General features: G+C 60.0%; 14 protein-coding genes. 9 read left to right on the top strand and 5 right to left on the bottom strand.

Annotated features, from left to right (window positions below):
• The first annotated feature begins 823 nt into the window (after positions 1 to 823).
• The 3 genes from QFZ23_RS11550 (at position 824) to QFZ23_RS11540 (ending at position 2918) form a co-directional block, all read left to right on the top strand.
• Positions 824 to 1600: a neutral zinc metallopeptidase gene (locus QFZ23_RS11550; protein WP_306923053.1), complete on the top strand. Its 777-nt coding sequence runs from the start codon at positions 824 to 826 to the stop codon at positions 1598 to 1600.
• Between the two features lie 123 nt (positions 1601 to 1723).
• Positions 1724 to 2191, top strand: a complete 468-nt coding sequence (locus QFZ23_RS11545) for a DUF805 domain-containing protein (protein WP_306923051.1) — start codon at positions 1724 to 1726, stop codon at positions 2189 to 2191.
• A 280-nt stretch (positions 2192 to 2471) separates the two neighbouring features.
• Positions 2472 to 2918, top strand: coding sequence for a hypothetical protein (locus QFZ23_RS11540; protein ID WP_306923049.1), 447 nt, complete (start codon positions 2472 to 2474; stop codon positions 2916 to 2918).
• Positions 2919 to 4045: 1127 nt separating this feature from the next.
• Here QFZ23_RS11540 and QFZ23_RS11535 read toward each other — a convergent pair.
• Together QFZ23_RS11535 and QFZ23_RS11530 are read right to left on the bottom strand one after the other, a co-directional pair.
• The gene (locus QFZ23_RS11535) at positions 4046 to 4576 is read right to left on the bottom strand and encodes an RNA polymerase sigma factor (RefSeq protein ID WP_306923048.1); all 531 of its coding nucleotides are present in this window, start codon (positions 4574 to 4576) and stop codon (positions 4046 to 4048) included.
• Between the two features lie 728 nt (positions 4577 to 5304).
• Entirely contained in the window at positions 5305 to 5520 is a 216-nt protein-coding gene (locus QFZ23_RS11530) for a hypothetical protein (protein WP_306923047.1), read from the bottom strand.
• Between the two features lie 167 nt (positions 5521 to 5687).
• On the opposite strand from QFZ23_RS11530, the gene QFZ23_RS11525 reads away from it, so the two are divergent.
• Positions 5688 to 7115 carry a dynamin family protein gene (locus tag QFZ23_RS11525; protein WP_306923046.1) on the top strand — a complete coding sequence of 476 codons (1428 nt, stop codon included), beginning with the start codon at positions 5688 to 5690 and terminating at the stop codon, positions 7113 to 7115.
• An 11-nt stretch (positions 7116 to 7126) separates the two neighbouring features.
• Here QFZ23_RS11525 and QFZ23_RS11520 read toward each other — a convergent pair whose 3' ends face one another.
• On the bottom strand, positions 7127 to 7654 hold the full coding sequence (locus QFZ23_RS11520) for an RNA polymerase sigma factor (RefSeq protein WP_306923044.1): 528 nt from the start codon (positions 7652 to 7654) through the stop codon (positions 7127 to 7129).
• A 122-nt stretch (positions 7655 to 7776) separates the two neighbouring features.
• Here QFZ23_RS11520 and QFZ23_RS11515 point away from each other — a divergent pair, with 122 nt between their 5' ends.
• The 4 genes from QFZ23_RS11515 to QFZ23_RS11500 all read left to right on the top strand — a co-directional run bounded on the left by QFZ23_RS11515 (position 7777) and on the right by QFZ23_RS11500 (position 12375).
• Positions 7777 to 8100 (top strand): hypothetical protein, encoded by a 324-nt coding sequence (locus QFZ23_RS11515; protein ID WP_306923043.1) that lies wholly within the window; start codon positions 7777 to 7779, stop codon positions 8098 to 8100.
• Positions 8101 to 8518: 418 nt separating this feature from the next.
• A complete protein-coding gene (locus tag QFZ23_RS11510) occupies positions 8519 to 9901 on the top strand; it encodes a hypothetical protein (RefSeq protein ID WP_306923041.1) in 1383 nt (460 codons plus the stop codon).
• A 55-nt stretch (positions 9902 to 9956) separates the two neighbouring features.
• Positions 9957 to 10445, top strand: coding sequence for a nucleotide exchange factor GrpE (gene grpE, locus QFZ23_RS11505; protein WP_306923039.1), 489 nt, complete (start codon positions 9957 to 9959; stop codon positions 10443 to 10445).
• Between the two features lie 46 nt (positions 10446 to 10491).
• Entirely contained in the window at positions 10492 to 12375 is a 1884-nt protein-coding gene (locus tag QFZ23_RS11500) for an Hsp70 family protein (RefSeq protein WP_306923038.1), read from the top strand.
• Between the two features lie 15 nt (positions 12376 to 12390).
• Here the strand turns inward: QFZ23_RS11500 and QFZ23_RS11495 are convergent, their stop codons facing one another.
• Positions 12391 to 13620 carry a S1C family serine protease gene (locus tag QFZ23_RS11495; protein ID WP_306923037.1) on the bottom strand — a complete coding sequence of 410 codons (1230 nt, stop codon included), beginning with the start codon at positions 13618 to 13620 and terminating at the stop codon, positions 12391 to 12393.
• A gap of 1120 nt (positions 13621 to 14740) precedes the next feature.
• On the opposite strand from QFZ23_RS11495, the gene QFZ23_RS11490 reads away from it, so the two are divergent.
• Positions 14741 to 14950: a hypothetical protein gene (locus QFZ23_RS11490; protein WP_306923036.1), complete on the top strand. Its 210-nt coding sequence runs from the start codon at positions 14741 to 14743 to the stop codon at positions 14948 to 14950.
• 168 nt (positions 14951 to 15118) lie between these two features.
• Here the strand turns inward: QFZ23_RS11490 and QFZ23_RS11485 are convergent, their stop codons facing one another.
• Positions 15119 to 15793, bottom strand: a complete 675-nt coding sequence (locus tag QFZ23_RS11485; protein ID WP_444861252.1) for a recombinase family protein — start codon at positions 15791 to 15793, stop codon at positions 15119 to 15121.
• Between the last annotated feature and the right edge of the window lie 36 nt (positions 15794 to 15829).

Below are 15829 nucleotides of genomic sequence, written 5' to 3'. Positions count from 1 at the left end.
TGTTCCAGCGTCCTCAAGGCATGGGAGCGGTAATAGGCCTCGTTGTCGGTCAGGATCCGCTGAAGATACGGCGAACCCAAGGCGAAGCAGCGGAGGAGAGCCGTTTGCCGTCCCGGCGAATAATTCGTTGATGCTGCCGGGGGCAGGAAAGTTCCCGGAAATCCCAATTTTCTTTAGGGAACTTTCGTGGTCGGCCGGGCCTCTAATGAATATAGACAGAACCGCAAAGCACTCGAATTATTGTCCAACCCGAAAAGAAGTCCAACAAACGATAGAAGTAGAGGTAACTAAAATGGCAACAAAGGCGGAGAAATCGAACTACCGCTACAGCGACTTTTACTGCTACATGTCCCTTGCGGACTTCACTGCCTATATCGAATGTGATGACCTTGATACGGGAAATGGCTTTTCAATTACCAGCAGTAAACTGTTCGCGGGGGGAACGCCAGGGCGTTAAAGCGGTCTTCGCTAATAAGTGCCTCATCACCCGGCAAGACCGGAATCTGTTACCACAGTAGGACATCCTCCACGCTCTACCTGGACGATCTCAAACAATGATCGCCCCGGTATCCCAAGACGTTGGGCAGTCTCCCCCCAGGTCGCAAACTTTCCGCACCGCCGGAAAAGCAGTTTACATCCTATTCAGGCGTCATTTCCCCAGTAAAGGGTCACCGTGAAAAAACCTCGATTTGTCTCTGCCGTCGTCTTTTCCTTGCTGTTGGTCTGCACGGCATGCTCTGCGGCTCCGGCCGGTCAAAACCTGAGTCCGGCGTCAAGTCAGTCGTCCGCAGATTCGGTTGATCCCCTGCCGGATCCGGCCATCTTGTCCGCGACAGCGGAGGAGCCAACGGCCTCCCCCTCGTACAACGCCGTCGCGCCATCGTCGACCGCTCCTGGTCCCGCGCCGCTTTCGCCCGCTAAGACCCAGCCCAACGCACTCAGGAGCAAACTGGCCTACGCCGATGCCATGGCGCCAACCATGTCCTCGTTCCTGGCCGGGGTCATGACCGACGTCGCCAGGTACTGGACCGCGGTTTGGCAAGAAGCTGGCTACCCAGTGCCGTACGTGAACGCGATCTATCCCGGCCCCGGCGAAAAGATGATGGACCCCTGCGGCAACAGGATGACCACCGACCAGGACGTGTTCTACTGCGGCGCCAATGACACCATCGTCATTTCTCAAGTCATGGCCACCGAAATCTGGAACGGCCGGGTCAAAGCCAACACCGACCCCGCCACCGGAAATCCCTCCGGGGACTTCTCAGTTGCCTTCGCTGTGGCCCATGAATACGCCCACAACCTCCAGACGGAACTGGGTATTCTTCCCACTGCTCCGGCTTCGCTGACCTACGCCGTCTACAAAACTGAACTCCACGCCGATTGTTGGGCCGGAGTCTGGGCCAACTCGGCCCTTCACGAGGGCATCCTCGAGGCGGGGGACATCGAAGAAGGTATCCAGGCCACGATGTTGATGGGCGATTACGCCTTCAACGACCCGGCACATCATGGCACGCCAGAGCAAAGGTCCAAGGCCTTCATGACCGGATACAAGTCCGGCGTCCCAGCCAGCTGTGACCCCTGGCTGACGGAGTCGTACTAAGACCCTCGTCCCCAACGAAAAGGAAACTGGCCCCACACCTACAGCCTCACAGCGCCTCAGGCCACTCAGCTTGGACGTAACTGACCAACTGCACGCATCACGCCAAAACGCAAGGAGACCATCATGACCTACACACAGCAACAGCAGCACTCCCGGCCGGCGAGTTACACGCCGCTTTCGGCGCCGCTCTACGGCGCCTCCGCCCCAGACGCCTTCATCCGGTTCTTCAAGAAGTACGCAACCTTCTCGGGGCGGGCCAGCCGCAGCGAATACTGGTGGTGGGTGCTCGTAAACAGCATCGTCACCATACTGTTCTACCTCGTCCTTGGGCTTACCAGCCCCAACGGCACCGGTGAGGCCAGCCCGGGGCTTCTCATCGCCCTGATCCTCCTGAGCGTCTGGGTACTGGTGACCATCGTCCCGGGAGTGGCGCTGCTCGTCCGCCGCCTGCATGACGCCAACCTTAGCGGCTGGATGGCGCTCCTCGGGCTGATTCCGCTCATAGGCGGCATCATCCTACTCGTCCTCGTCCTGATAGGCCCCAAGCCGGACGCCCAACGGTTCGACCAGCCGCGAGCGTATAGGGGCTAGGGCTGGCCTGTGCCAACCAGCACAGAAATGTTCTGCAGTATTCCAAGCTCCTCAAGGAACTATCCGAGGGATCCCACCCTCTGGTAAGTAAGCATAAACGGAATCAGGGAGTCAGTTTCTCACTACTGAGGCCAGCTGATCCAGGTCGCATGACCCCTAACTTCACTGAACTCTGAAATGTGCGCAACTCTTCTCCACCTCTACACGAAAAGTTCATCCCATGCGCAATTGGATTAAAAAAATGTTTGCATTCTTCGCTGCCGTTGCCTTTGCCTTGATAATGTCTACGGTTGCATCCTCCCAGGCTCTGGCCGTCTCACCCTATGGCCGGCCAAACGCCATGACCTGCGTCGCCCATGGCGTCATCATTGATGCACCCACCAATGTGCCCATCTCAGGTGAGGTTCTTTGGCAAGCCGAAGTGCAGTCCTACAACACAGCTACGAGCCAATGGGAGGCTGCTTTCCGGAGCCCCTACCTCAAGAACGTTGCAGACAGCGTCTTCGTCACGGCTGGCCCCTGGTACGACTCCGATGGCAACACGCAGTACTCCACAGTGGCGGCCATGAATGGGACCGGGCGACTCCAGATCAGGGTATATAACCACTTCTGGCGCGCAGACCAAGGGCAATGGGTCTACGTCAACGACGGCTGGTTTTCCACTCTTGATGGCACTGCCACCGGCCAGGACACCTGCGTCCTCGATAACGGTCCGATCGTTGTATAGAAGCGCACTGAACTAGCCAGGCACTAGGTCGCTGGCCCGGCACGAATGGGCTAGCAATGGCGCTAATTGAGTCTTTCAGTCAAAGGGATCGACGGCCAGCTCCAAGTGGGTTGGCCGTTTGTCTTGTGCCTAGATAGAGATTTACTCCGTGATTTCCCCGGTCCACGTTTTCTGGCGGCCGTCGCTAACTACACGGGGCTCGTCAAAAAAGTAAGTCAATCTCTGAGTCGGCACTACACCGGTAATACTGACTGGAACTTATGTGGTCAGCGTGTGCAGTTACAGGTAGTGCAATCCTGCTCCAACCCACTCACCACACGACCTCCGGCCACGGCAGGACAACCTGGCGCCGCGCGCCCAGATCAACAGTGAAAGTCGGTGGTCGTGGCCAAGATCCGGATGACGTTCCGAGAGGACGTTCCTCATCTCCGGGCCGCCCCTCCCAGCCGAACTGGTTGAATCCCTTGCCGCGCAGTTCTTCCAGTGCCTGCGCGGCTTTGTCGGAGTGCAGAACTATCTCCGACTCCGACGCGGACGCCGCCCGAAGTGGTTGTGAGACGAGCTGCGCGTCAACCATGGGTGGTCGGAACGAAGGGATGATTCTTGTCGAACACGTGAATGGTCACCATGCCACGCCGTTTTTGACCATGAAGTTGCTAGTAGCGCGTGGCCCGACCATTATTCAGGGCCTTGGGCTGCGTCCAGTTGGATGGAAAGGACAGCCGTGCTTGTTTACGGCCTGCCCTTGATTGGCTTTGGCATTCCTGGGTGCAGGGATGAGCGGGAAGCTTGACCGCTAGTATCCAACTGCACCCGAATCTAGCCTTTGGCCGCAAAGACCGGCAGATCTTGGATCTGCGGGTTGTTCTCTCATCTCTTGGTTAAGACCCGGGTGTATCCGATGAGCTTGCGCGCCATGACAGCCTCTATGTCTCGCAACGGCGTGTGAGCAGAATCTGCCAAGCACGGAGAGGACCTAGCATCGGCATTTTGTCCCAGAGGTTGCGGGACAAACTGGAGAGATGGGTCACCGCGCGAGGTCGTCGGGGCGGGGCGGACCCTTTAGGCGCAAGGGTGCCTGCTGGTTGCGGGCAGCTCAGAAGAGCCAGGTATGGTCGGCGCACGCATCAGGAAGTACCAGAGGTCACGATGGCCTCGAAAGCCTGCCTGCCCCTGGCAATCCTGCTCTTCACTGTGGGCACGCCCACGCCCTGATAGTCACCGATCTGAGCATACGTGTAGTCACACAGCTCCCGCAGCACAAGGGCCACACGGAGATCCGTCGGCATAGTGTTCAGCGCCCGCTGGACGAGATCAGCTTCGGCGAGCTGTTCCGCGAAGTTACGTTCAGGAGAGTAAGTTTCATCAACCTCGACCTCCGTTGGCCGCCTGGCTCGGAGGATAGCCAACGCCGAGTCTGCCGCAATCCTGTAGATCCAGGTCCCGAAACCGTATTCGCGGCGAAATTGCTGTATGCCCCGCCACGCGGCCACCAGGGTGTCCTGAAGGGCGTCTTCGGCATCGTAGGTGTTCCCGGTGATCCTCAGGCATACAGACCAGATCATGGCCCGAGACTCCCTGGTTAGAGCCTCAAAGGCACTCACATCACCGCTTATTGCCGCCTCAAGCTGGCGCCTCTGGGCTACGGTCGCGTCCATGCGTCCCCCACCTGGGTAAGGTCGCCGTGCCCCCCGCACTAGCCGGTATTACGGCCACTATAGACCCTGGCGAAATGCTCGACCACACTTGCAACACGGGGAATAGGCCGCGCCCTCCGGGCCCGAGACGATGAGGGCAGAGAATTGGTTGACTTTTCTGGCCGGCCCCATGGGACCGAGCCACTTGGAGGATGTAAAAGTGTCACTGGTTGTTTGGGCGCTGCTTGCCGCGGGTGGTATCGCCCTCGCCATTTTTGCCATGGACACTGTTTCCAACGTCCTGGACATTTTACTCGGCCGGGTCAGAGTGATTGGGTTCCTTCAAGCCCAGAGACGATCAGGTCGGTAAAGCTCCTGCATCCCGCTTAGCGGAACCCGGCATTTGGTCCGGAAGCCTTGCCCACGCCAGAGGACCATGCCGCCCCGATGAGGGCCCCTTTTCTTTCCGCATGCGCGCACAGGCCGGGCCCGCGCCTAATTTGGAGGTGAGACGTTTCTGCCTCCTTCTCGCGACATCATCGGAGCCACCTCCTGCGGGACGGATGCGCATTGCGATCAAGTCACTCACCCCCCCGTTTCGGTGACTGTTCGAGATGTGAGGGACTGCTTCAGCGCTGGGCCGTCGTGGCGGCAAATGGCCCCTCCGATTGGAAGCACCGGAGGGGCCGCGAAGAAGGGTGGGAATGGTGTGCCCGCCGTTCGCTTATGCCAAGGGGTCGGGTTTTTAGTTAGGCAAGGCCTAGCCCCACGTCGTACCCATCGATCCAGCCGTCCTCGTTGGGGTCGTAACCGATGGTTTCGTAGTAGTTGTTCTCGTTCAGGTCGAACCAGTAGGTGTCGGGCAGCCCGTTGCCGTCGGTGTCCACGGCATAGGTATCGGTCTTGCCATTGCCGCTGGAGTCTGCGGTGTATACGACGTAGCCAATGATGGTTTCTGTGCTCATGATGGTCTCCTTGCTTAGGCGGAAGGGGGCTTCCGGAATTTGTTGATGTGCATTAGAGGCCAAGGACCTCTGAAAAGTTCCTCCCAAAAAGTTGGATCTTTGGGGAACATTCTCGATGACCGCAGCATCAAATTGGCATGGGGTTCAGTCCGGAAGGAGGATTGGCAATGGAAGCTCCGGCCAGTTATCCCGGCCTGCGGTCCAGCGCGGAGCAGTTGTTGGACGAGATCACCGTGCTGCTAGGCCCGTCCGGGGCGCAAACGATTGACGTATTCAGAAGGGCGCTCAGGAGGCCGGCCATCATTGCGGTGACTGGCCGGGTGAATACTGGCAAGTCAACCTTGGTGAACAGTCTGATTGGTGAAAAGTGGGCACCGACCTCCGCCCAAGAAACCACGGCCCTGGTTTGTTGCTATGCATATGGTGCACCGGCCCGGGCGGAAGCTGTGCTGGATGCCGGTGAAGTGGTGCCTATTCCGTTCGGCCGCACGGGGCCAGTCCTTGAAGATCTCCGGCAGGAAGCCGTTGATTGCCTGAGGCTCTATTTGCAGGCCGCCACCCTGCGGTTTGCTACCGTCGTCGACACGCCCGGCCTCGCCTCGGCGGCGACAGAGAACTCCGGCAGGACCGAGTCGTGGTTGCTGGGCGACCGGGATTGGCAGGACAGCCCAGATGCTCTGCTGTATCTCGTCCGGGACTCGTTCCGCCCGGACGATGAAGACTTTATTGCCAGGTTCAGGGAGCGCCACGGCAACCTGGCGGCGCGTGGATCGCTGCCTGTCATCGGTATCATCGCGCATGCTGACAATCACGGAGGAGGTCCCTGGAGCAACGCGGAACCGGTGGAGACAGCTAAGAAGGCGGCAGCCGAGCTCGCCCGGACGATGCCTCAGCTCGAAACGGTGCTTCCGGTCTCCGGATTGCTCGCCGAAACCGTGAGGACAGGGGCGCTGCGGGAACAGGATGTGCGGAACCTTCGTCTGCTTCAAGGCGCCGATGAAACTCAGCTGCAGTTCGCCGAACACCTTGGTCCTCCCCGGGGCGTGGCCATGGAAGACTTTCGGCGCCTCACGGAGCTGATCGGACCCTACGGGGTACGGCACGGAAGGGAACAGTGCAGTTCTGCCGGCCATCTTGCTGACTGGCTGTACGAGCGGTCAGGGCTTGCCCAGCTTGAGCGTGCCCTGCAAGCCTCGGTCACCGGGCCTGTCGAAAGTGAGAGGGTCGAGGACATGCTTTCCGGGCTGATGGCCGCGGCACGCGGCCAGTCCTGGCCGCCGGAGGTGCGTCGCCTGGTTGAAGCGGCAAGGCACGCGCCTGCTTTTCACCCATTGCAGGAAGAAGCTGCGCTGGCTTTGCTGCGTGCGTCCGATCCGAAGCACGACCTGATCCCGGTATTAGAGGGGCTGCGGCGCTCAGATTCGTGGGCGCCGGCTGCTTCTGCGGAAGCACCGGAAGTGAAAAACTTCCTGGAACTGGCATCGCGTTACCAGGCTATGGCCGGTACGGCATCCACGGGGGCTGAGGCGCGTGCCGCCAGGGTGATCGCCCGATCACTGCTCATTCGCTCTGGCGCGGCGAGGACTCTGGCATGAGTGGCCCTGAATCAGAGAATGCCCGTGGTAAGCGCCTGCTCGAAGGCGTGACGGGCGCGGTTAATTCTTGTCTTCACAGTGGCCAGGCCCACGCCCTGGTACTCTGCGACCTGCTCATACGTGAAGTCGCACAATTCGCGCAGTATCAGAGCCACTCGGAGATCTTCCGGGATGGACTTCATCGTCCGCTGTACGAGATCGGCGTCCGCGAGTTTCTCGGCGAAGTCCCGTTCCGGAGCGAACGCTTCGGAGATCTCGTCGGTGCTCCGTCTCGCGCGAATGATTGCCAGTGCCGCGTTGGCCGCGATCCGGTAAATCCACGTCCCGAAGCTGGAATCGCGCCGAAATCGTCCAATGCCGCGCCAAGCCGCCAGCAGCGTGTCCTGAAGGGCATCTTCGGCGTCGTAGGTATTGCCGGTGATCCGCAGGCAAACGGACCAGATCATGGTCCTGTGCTGCTCCGCCAATCTTTCAAATGCTCGGGCGTCTCCCCCGATCGCCGCGTCCATAAGCAGCATCCGGGCCGGGTCTGCGTCCATAATTCCCCCATTTGGGTCCAGATCGCAGTGCCCCCCGCACTAGCCGATAGTACGCCCACTTTAAACCTGACCGCAGTGCCAAACCACCCATACGCAACAAATTCTTGGAAATGAGTCACGCCATGCCTGAAATAAACTTCAAAGAGATGTTCCTGGTTCCCGATGGTCCCCCGGAGTCGGTTTGGGAACGCGCCGTTGACGCCGTCTATGCCGCAGCGGAACAGGACAGCGCCCAGGACGACCCATCCGCCGGAGCTGTCGTGTCAGGGCCAGAAGATGCAGGCATTCTGGCTATGAGCGGTGATGAGGACCATTCCGACGCAACCCACGACAACGACTCGGGGACCCCTGACTGGGACAACAGGCAAGGACACGACCGCGACGCAGTCGAGGGCGGCGATGACGACGGCGATGGCATTCCAGGCGGCGGCGATGACCTCTTATGAAACGGGCCAGCTTGCCACCCTGAACTCGGCAAGAACTGTGCTCAGCACCGCCACCCGCTTGCTTCGGACGGCAGGACATGCGGAAGCTGCCGACCAGGTCATCCGTCAGGCTACCGGTTCGACAGGCACCCCCGTCGTCGTCTTTGTCGGCGAAAGCGGGCGAGGCAAATCCTCATTAGTCGATTTGCTGGCCGGTGACCTGCCCGACATCCACGCAAGCGGATCAGGGCAGCTACTCTACAGGTGGGTAGTTCCACCCAAGAAGGAAGGCACTAAATCTGGTCCCGTATGGATCTACCCTGATGGCTCACGTTCGGGATCAGGAACGGACGCGGTAGACCCCATAGGCGTTGAATTAGAAACACGCCAGGGGTTGCTGGCGGACGTGGTACTCCTTGACGCCCCCAGTCCAGGAGGCTTGACGGCACCCCCGTCAGTGTTGAACCTCAGGATTCTCGAAGCCGCAGCCATCGCCACATTTGTCACCGATGCCGGTGCGCTGCTCTCCAGCGCCGAGATTGAGTACCTGGAGCAGTGCTCCACCCGGGTCGAAACCATCGGGGTGGTCGTCACCAAAACCGATCTATACCCAAGTTCCTGGCGGGAAGTTGTGGCAGGAAACGCCGCACTACTCAGTGCCCGTATTCCAAGGTTGGCCCCATCATTTGTCATCGGCGTCTCGACCGTTATCGCCAATGCAGCGAACTCCGTGCCGGATCCGTCCAAGCGCGAGGAACTCCTGAGTGCCTCCGGACTGCCAGGGTTGCTGAAATCCCTGAAACAGGACCTTGCCCGCGCTGGTGCCGCCCCCACGGCCAACGCCCTCCGTATCGCGCGCACTGCCTTGGACACTCACCGCACCTCCTTACTGACCCGACTCGCCATCGCCAATGCTCCTGCTGAGGCCCGGGCCGAAATGGTGACGCAACGTCAAAGGCTTTCCGAACTGAAAGAACAACAGCAGCGGTGGACCTTGGATCTGGAGCGGGACCTCGGGGAGTTGCGGGCCGGTGTTATGCGCAAAGCAGCCTCAGAGCTTGACGGCTGGGCCACGCAATGGAGAAACCGTATCCAGGCGATGCGAACTTTACGGATGGGCAGGATCACGCAACAGTTCACAAGCGACGTCTTCGCCGAACTCCTGGTACTCCGCGCAGAGCTTATCGATGAAGCCGAGGAACAGCTTGGGCAGCTGCTGCACGGGTTGTTCCGGGAAATCCCTCTGCCCGACGTACTCAACGAACTCCTGAGCCGTGGGGAGCGGCCCGCGGACACGCCCCATATGGGCAGCGAAAAGCATCACACGGGATTCGACCCCACAGTAGCCATGTCTTTTGTCATGGGATCGACCATGGGAAGGTCCGTCGCCGGCATTCTTCCTGCTCTGGGCGTGGGCGCCACCGTGCTTGGCTTGCCGGTGGCTGCCTTAACTGTCCCGTTTGCCGTGGCGGGAGCGGGAGGATGGTTCGCCGTTAACAGGTTTTACCGGCAGAACATGCTGGAGAAGAGCCGCCTCTTGGCCGAAATTCCCAAACTCGCGCAGGCGGAGCGCGCCACCATAGGGGACTACTTGGACTCGCGGTTGCGCCGGTTGAAACCGGAAATTGTCGTGACTTATCGCGCCCAGCTGCAGGAATCCTCCACCCGGCTGCAGCAGCTGATCCAGGAGAGCCAGGCCCAGGAACAGCTCTCTGCCCGTGCGTCCGAGCAGCGGATCGATGCCCTTAAGCACGAGGTAGCCGTCGTTGAAAAGCAACTCGAGGACATCGACGCGAGCCTGGCCAAGCTCCGGCACCCCTGAACAAGTCCTTCTGCAACAAGCTTCGCACTGCCACCTGCAGCTCAAGGAGGAACACATGGACCCACGCGCAGAACTCGCCATCGGCCCTCCCTACTGGGTCCTGGCCGCAATCGCCGCTGCAGCGCTGGCAACGCTCATCCTTGGTTTCACTGCGGCAAAGGTACTGAGGCGAGGTGCAGTGCGGGGGGATCCGGCCCCGATACCAGCCCCAGCATCGTCCGGCGTGGACTGCGGGGCCAAAGTTCTGAGCACGCAGCGGTACAACGTCCTGCTGCAGGCACTTATGGGAACCTATGACCTGTCCTCAAGTGAAATCGTCCGGGCACACGTGCAAAAGTCACTCCGAACGGTCGGGGTTACACCCATCACTCCGACCTTAGGGGAGCCTTTTGATCTCGAACTGCATAACGGTGTTGCCGGGGTAACGGCCCCGTCCCCGTACCTCGTGTTCCGGGTAGCCCGGGTCCTGCGGCCAGGATGGCGCACCGACGACGCGGTCCTGCGCTTGGCCGACGTCGAAGTTTACAAGCGGGAGACGACCTAGACACCGAAGCCCGTATCCCTGCCGACAACGAGTGAAGGACGAAGCCATGACGGAAGGAATCCCTTGGCGCTTGGCCATCGACTTTGGCACCTCAAACACAGCGGCCGCCGTCGCCCAGGACGGAGGAGGCGTAGTTGTTCTGCGTTTGGGAGCACGTTCGGACGCCATTCCCTCCTGCGTAGCGGCTTACAACGGCGAAATCGTCACGGGTGAAGCCGCCCTCCGAATCGCGGGTATCTATCCGGCGGCCTTCGAGCCGACACCAAAGCGCCGACTGGCCGAGGAAGCGGTGGTCCTGGGCAGCCAAATTTGGGACCCAGTCGAGCTTGTCGCTGCGGTATTGACTTACGTTTTCGGCCAAGCCAAGCGGTACGTCGGCGGCGGGACACCGGCACGCGTTGTCCTGACCCACCCCGAAGCTTGGGATGAATACATGAAGCGACGTCTGACTGCCGCAGCACTCAAAGCCGGCATCTTGGAGGAGAGCCTTGTTCTGATGCCCGAACCCGTCGCGGCCGGATGGCATTACGCCGCAACGTCCGACGTCGATCCCGGGGCCCACGTAGCCGTACTGGATTTCGGCGGCGGCACCTGTGACGCTGCCGTGCTGGAACTTGCCCATACACCGGAAGGGCCTGCTTTCCATGTCGTAAAAGCAGACGGTATCGACCCGCTGGGCGGCCATGACTTCGACGCCCTGCTAGAGGGCTGGGTGTACTCCCAACTCGCGGCTGAAAGCAAAAACGAGCTGCTGGAAGGGCTGAAGTCGGAGCGTTCGGCGGCTGACAGGGCGGTGTTGCGGGACCAGATCCGGGAGGCTAAACACGCTCTTAGCTTCCACAGTTCAGCCCCAATCGGAATACATTCCGGGGACCACGAATGGGTCTGCACTGTGACGCGCGGGGAGTTTGAGCACCTCATCGAACCGCATTTGCGCCGCGCCGTGGAATTGGTGCAGCACGTCATCGAGGAAGCGCTTCCGTCCGTGCAGCAACTCCACCGTGTTTACCTCACAGGGGGATCCAGCCACATCCCGGCCCTGCAAGCCCAACTCAGCGAAATCCTGCCGCTGAAACTCGGACTGATGGGCGATCCGAAACAAGTCACCAGCATCGGTGCGCTGGAAGCGCCCGCCTCCCGGGGAGACCCCGCCGGCACGGAAGTCCGCCAGGTCCCCGAGCCTGAAGCCGGGACAACGGGACCAGGCCAACCACGGGAATCAGGCCGAACGGGCCCCTTCAGGCTTCACCACCGTCTGTCAGCCCGGTACCAGCACCGCTTCTCTGGAACGAAGGGCCGTCCGCGAACGCCTCACCTGCCTAAGAAGGTGCTTCTAGCTGCCGGGGCAGCTGCTTCCGCCGCTTTGGTTGTTGCAGCGGTCATGCTGTCTTCCGGAGGGACACCGATACCGCCCCCGGCCGTAAACGCCTCGTCATTCGGGCGGACAGAGGCATCGACTGGCAAGTGCGCAGGCAAGGAACGACCGGACCTGAGGGAGGGCGAGTGCTATCTGTTGACCAGCGTCAACAGTCTCGGGCTGATCGCCCCGGACAGTTGTGTCGGCAACAACGACCTTTCAGGAGCCAGCAGCGGACTGATCTGCGGCCCGTCCGTTACCAGCAACTTCAGCTCAATTGAACGGCCGTCGGTGTACGTCTACGGCTACGCATCCGCCCAGTCATTGAGCAGTGCCTTTGACGACAGCATCAAACGATTCAACGCGAGCCCGCGCTCGGCGACGAAGCCACCCGGTTGGGAAACATGGCACCTGCGGGACGATCAATCGCAGAAGGTTAGGGGACGAGTCCTCGGCGCATCAGAGAACGGCACCAACTACCTCGTCTGGACCGAAGACGAGTCACTCATGATGATCAGGGCAGAATCCGATGCCGCTGACGTGGACAAACTGTACTCGTGGTGGCACAAATAAGGACGATGCCTGATATCAGTGCTTGCCGGGCACCACGAACTCCACATGGAACTGCTGGTCAAATTTGGCAGGGTCTGAGAGGAGGTTGAGCCCGTCAACCACGGCAGTCGCGCCGGGGAGTATGGATTCGGTGATGTCACACATCTTTGCGATAGTGGCCACAGACGTATTCTGTAACCGCGTCAGCAGCATGCCCGGCTTGATCCCCGCTTTGCTGGCGCCCGCACCTGCAGTGACCCCCTTGACGTAAAGCCCGCCTTTAACCCCTTGCCGCGCCAGCTGGGCGTCCAGAGCAGGACCCCGTGTGCTGTCCAAAGCCGCAAAATAGCCGGGGTAATATTCCTCGACTGCCCACCCCATGTTGTTCGGCGAGTCACCTTTGAGGAGCTTGTCGACGATCTCGCGCTTGGCCGAATCGCTCGATATGGAATAGAACTGACCCTGAGCTGGCGCATTCTGCGAGCCCAAGTAGGTCAAGGTATTTATCCCTACGATACGGCCATGGTGATCCAGCAAGGGACCCCCGGAGTTCCCGGGATTGACGGTCGCCCCGTGCTGGATTGTGTCCTTATATTCAGGCAGGCCAGGACCCCGGGCCGGCACCTTTATCGCGTTTACCAGACCCGAGGTGATGAGCAATTTCTGTTCCGCAGAGTTCTGGGTGGCGGTACCCGGGAAACCGAGCACAGTCACAGAATCGCCCGGCTTCACGTCAGCGGAATTGCCGAAGATGAGAGCCTCGGTTTGCTTTGGCAGCGCGGAGGAGAAGTGCACGACGGCAAGATCCGTACATGGATCCGATGCGATCACGTGAAGAGCCCCCTTCTCGCCGGTGTTGAATCGGCCAGAAATCGCCGAGAGACCCTCCACTACATGGGCATTCGTGACACCCATCCCCCCTTCCTTGTCCACCAGGAAACCGGTGGCAGACACTACGAAGTCATCCGGCCGCTGCCCCTCAATCGCGAACACCGACTTTTCACCAAGTGCATACAACTCTTGGGGCCTCAACTCAGCAGGATGCTGGTCACCTTGAGGCAGTGGATCAGCCTGTGAGATACCGCCCTCCATATGATGGGAGGCCCCGGATGAGCCCTCCGATGTGCTGGCCGAGGTTGAAGCCGGCTGCGAGGACGATTGGCTTGGCGTGGAACTTCCCTGCTGGCAGCCCGCAACTAGTAACGTCACAGCCCCGAGCACGACCGCGCAACGGGGTAGCGAGTGAGCGTATTTTTCCAGTTCCATGATTTCCTCCTCCTGACCTGCACTCTGCCGTGACCACGTATCACGCGCCCGGGAGGGGCGGTCGCTACACGGGGTGTATTGCTTGTGCAGTCAGGTGACAAGCATGCGCCTCCAGCAACCAGGGACGCACGGACAGTTGGATGCGCTTAAACGCGGGATTGTCCGTCTGGGACAAGAGCTAGGTCCTAAGAACTACAAAAGAAACCCCCAAGGGGAGGGCTTCTACTGGCCGTGGCGCCTTTGAACATTGGCCTTCATTGGCAGCAAATAAGAGTCCACTTAGTAAACTCGCAATACGCCACGGCATGCCTGAAGGTCTAACAGGCTTGACATTTGCCGTCAACGGACAGAATGACACTCGTCCAAGCACTGCCAAAGCTGGCTCCAGCTGAAATGTAAAACCATCCGCCAGAAAAATCGAGTCATCCAGCTGGGCCCCGAGGGGGAGGACAACGGCTGCGTCGTTGTAGCCCGCTGTCATCCACGCCAACAAAAAATGACTTATTCCTACTCATGATGACCTCGCGAACTCCCACTACGCCATCAGCCGAGAGGCTTACTTCCGCGATGGAAAATATCAGGATTTCCTTTAAGCCCACTGGGCAGATATCTGCATGCAACACCTCGGCATTTAATCCGTGGAGAAAAGCATATCGCACCGTCAAGTTTTATGGGAAAGTTTCTGGCCGGAACAAGGAACTTCTCCGCATTGTGGTGTGAATATTGTGACGAAAGAGGCAAGAGGAATGTTCTGTGCCGTTGTGGGACAACGGCATTCCGCGCGGTCCCCGAACTGAACTCACCTGAGAACGAGCAACTATGCCTAAGCCAGACGCTGCTGAACACATAGCCGACCCTGTGGCGACGTCCCCGCAGCGCGTTTCAGATTCCGCAAGCCCTTTGACTGAGAAATTGCGGAAGTGTGAGGCCGAATGGTCGCCGGCCACGGGCAGGGCTCCGTCCCTTTCCGCTGTCCGACCGGTACCTCGCCGGTGTCGATGCCGTGGTGGATGATACGGCTGATCCTGAGTTCCGGGGCAGAGTGGGCCTGGTGGTGTGAGATGGCGATGAGAGATGCGTCGTCCCAGGGTGGCGCACGGGGGGAAATTGAAGGGAACCAATGAACATTGAGAGAGCTACAGCTGACGAGCTTTACCGCCTGCTGTTGGACGTCCAGGACCAGCTCAACGAGCTGGTGGCAGACGACCGACTGAAGTTGGCAAGGGATGCTGAGCAGTTGCACGGAACGGCACGTAATGCCGTGGGCTTGGTGGTGCATAATCTGGACGTGGCCAGGCAAATGCTGGCCGTGCTGGAAACTACCGACTAGAAGCCGGTGCCTAACTTCGGTGACCAGCGTTGGTTGTGGTTGCAGCTACGCAGTTGTCCTAGCTAGAGAAGGCAGCAGAATCGTACGCCCGCCAGTGCCGTACGGCGTGGAACCGTTCGGAAACCGTACGCAAGCCGTCCAGAACGGTCTACGCGTGCACAGAAGCGCCTAAGTCTCCGGCAGCGAGAGAGCCCGCGTTTGCGATGAAACGCTAACGCTGAGCCGCTGAGCCGTTTCCTTCAAAGTCTTTCCCTCGTTGCGCAACTGCCGGGCGGTTTCCAGCTTCCCTGGGGTCATGGACCGTGGCCTGCCGCCGAGCCGCCCACGTGCCTTTGCTGCGGCCAGGCCGGCTTTCGTCCTTTCAGACAGTCGGGACCGTTCATATTCTGCTAGGGAAGCGAACATGTCGAAGATGAATTTGCCGTGCGCACTGGTCGTGTCTAGCCAGGGTTCAGCGAGAGAACGGAAACCTATCCCCCGCTGTCCCAGTACGGTGACGATGTCAGCCAGGTCTGCGGTGCTGCGGCGCAATCTGGTCAGATCTGCAACCATCAGGACATTGCCTGGTTGCAGGTAGTCAAGGCATTCTTTCCACCGGGTCCTGGCTTGAAAAGCCCCAGATGCGTATTCCTGGAACACGCGGACCGCGCTGTCGTCCTTCGACGGGAAGTGCCGGTAGAAGGTCGACTTCGCAACCCCAGAGGTCTCGATCAGCTCGTTAACGCCGACATCCCGGATACTCCGCCGGGAAAACAGTTCGTACGCGGTACTGAGGACACGTGCTCTGGTAACTAGGGCAGGCCCGCGGGCTGTGTCAGAGCTTCGCGACCGAGTCGAGTTGATCGCAGGATTGGAAGTTCCCGGCTGCTTCCCTGGTTG

The organism is Arthrobacter globiformis (assembly GCF_030818015.1).
Taxonomy (GTDB): domain Bacteria; phylum Actinomycetota; class Actinomycetes; order Actinomycetales; family Micrococcaceae; genus Arthrobacter; species Arthrobacter globiformis_C.
This window is presented reverse-complemented; position numbering and strand designations above follow the sequence as displayed.

Excerpts from the sequence above, each read along its gene's own strand:
- QFZ23_RS11500 (WP_306923038.1), top strand. The coding sequence starts at position 10,492 with ATGACGGAAGGAATCCCTTGGCGCTTGGCCATCGACTTTGGCACCTCA.
- QFZ23_RS11525 (WP_306923046.1), top strand. The coding sequence starts at position 5,688 with ATGGAAGCTCCGGCCAGTTATCCCGGCCTGCGGTCCAGCGCGGAGCAG.
- QFZ23_RS11515 (WP_306923043.1), top strand. The coding sequence starts at position 7,777 with ATGCCTGAAATAAACTTCAAAGAGATGTTCCTGGTTCCCGATGGTCCC.
- QFZ23_RS11495 (WP_306923037.1), bottom strand. The coding sequence starts at position 13,620 with ATGGAACTGGAAAAATACGCTCACTCGCTACCCCGTTGCGCGGTCGTG.
- QFZ23_RS11530 (WP_306923047.1), bottom strand. The coding sequence starts at position 5,520 with ATGAGCACAGAAACCATCATTGGCTACGTCGTATACACCGCAGACTCC.
- QFZ23_RS11540 (WP_306923049.1), top strand. The coding sequence starts at position 2,472 with ATGTCTACGGTTGCATCCTCCCAGGCTCTGGCCGTCTCACCCTATGGC.
- QFZ23_RS11490 (WP_306923036.1), top strand. The coding sequence starts at position 14,741 with ATGAACATTGAGAGAGCTACAGCTGACGAGCTTTACCGCCTGCTGTTG.
- grpE (WP_306923039.1), top strand. The coding sequence starts at position 9,957 with ATGGACCCACGCGCAGAACTCGCCATCGGCCCTCCCTACTGGGTCCTG.
- QFZ23_RS11535 (WP_306923048.1), bottom strand. The coding sequence starts at position 4,576 with ATGGACGCGACCGTAGCCCAGAGGCGCCAGCTTGAGGCGGCAATAAGC.
- QFZ23_RS11545 (WP_306923051.1), top strand. The coding sequence starts at position 1,724 with ATGACCTACACACAGCAACAGCAGCACTCCCGGCCGGCGAGTTACACG.
- QFZ23_RS11520 (WP_306923044.1), bottom strand. The coding sequence starts at position 7,654 with ATGGACGCAGACCCGGCCCGGATGCTGCTTATGGACGCGGCGATCGGG.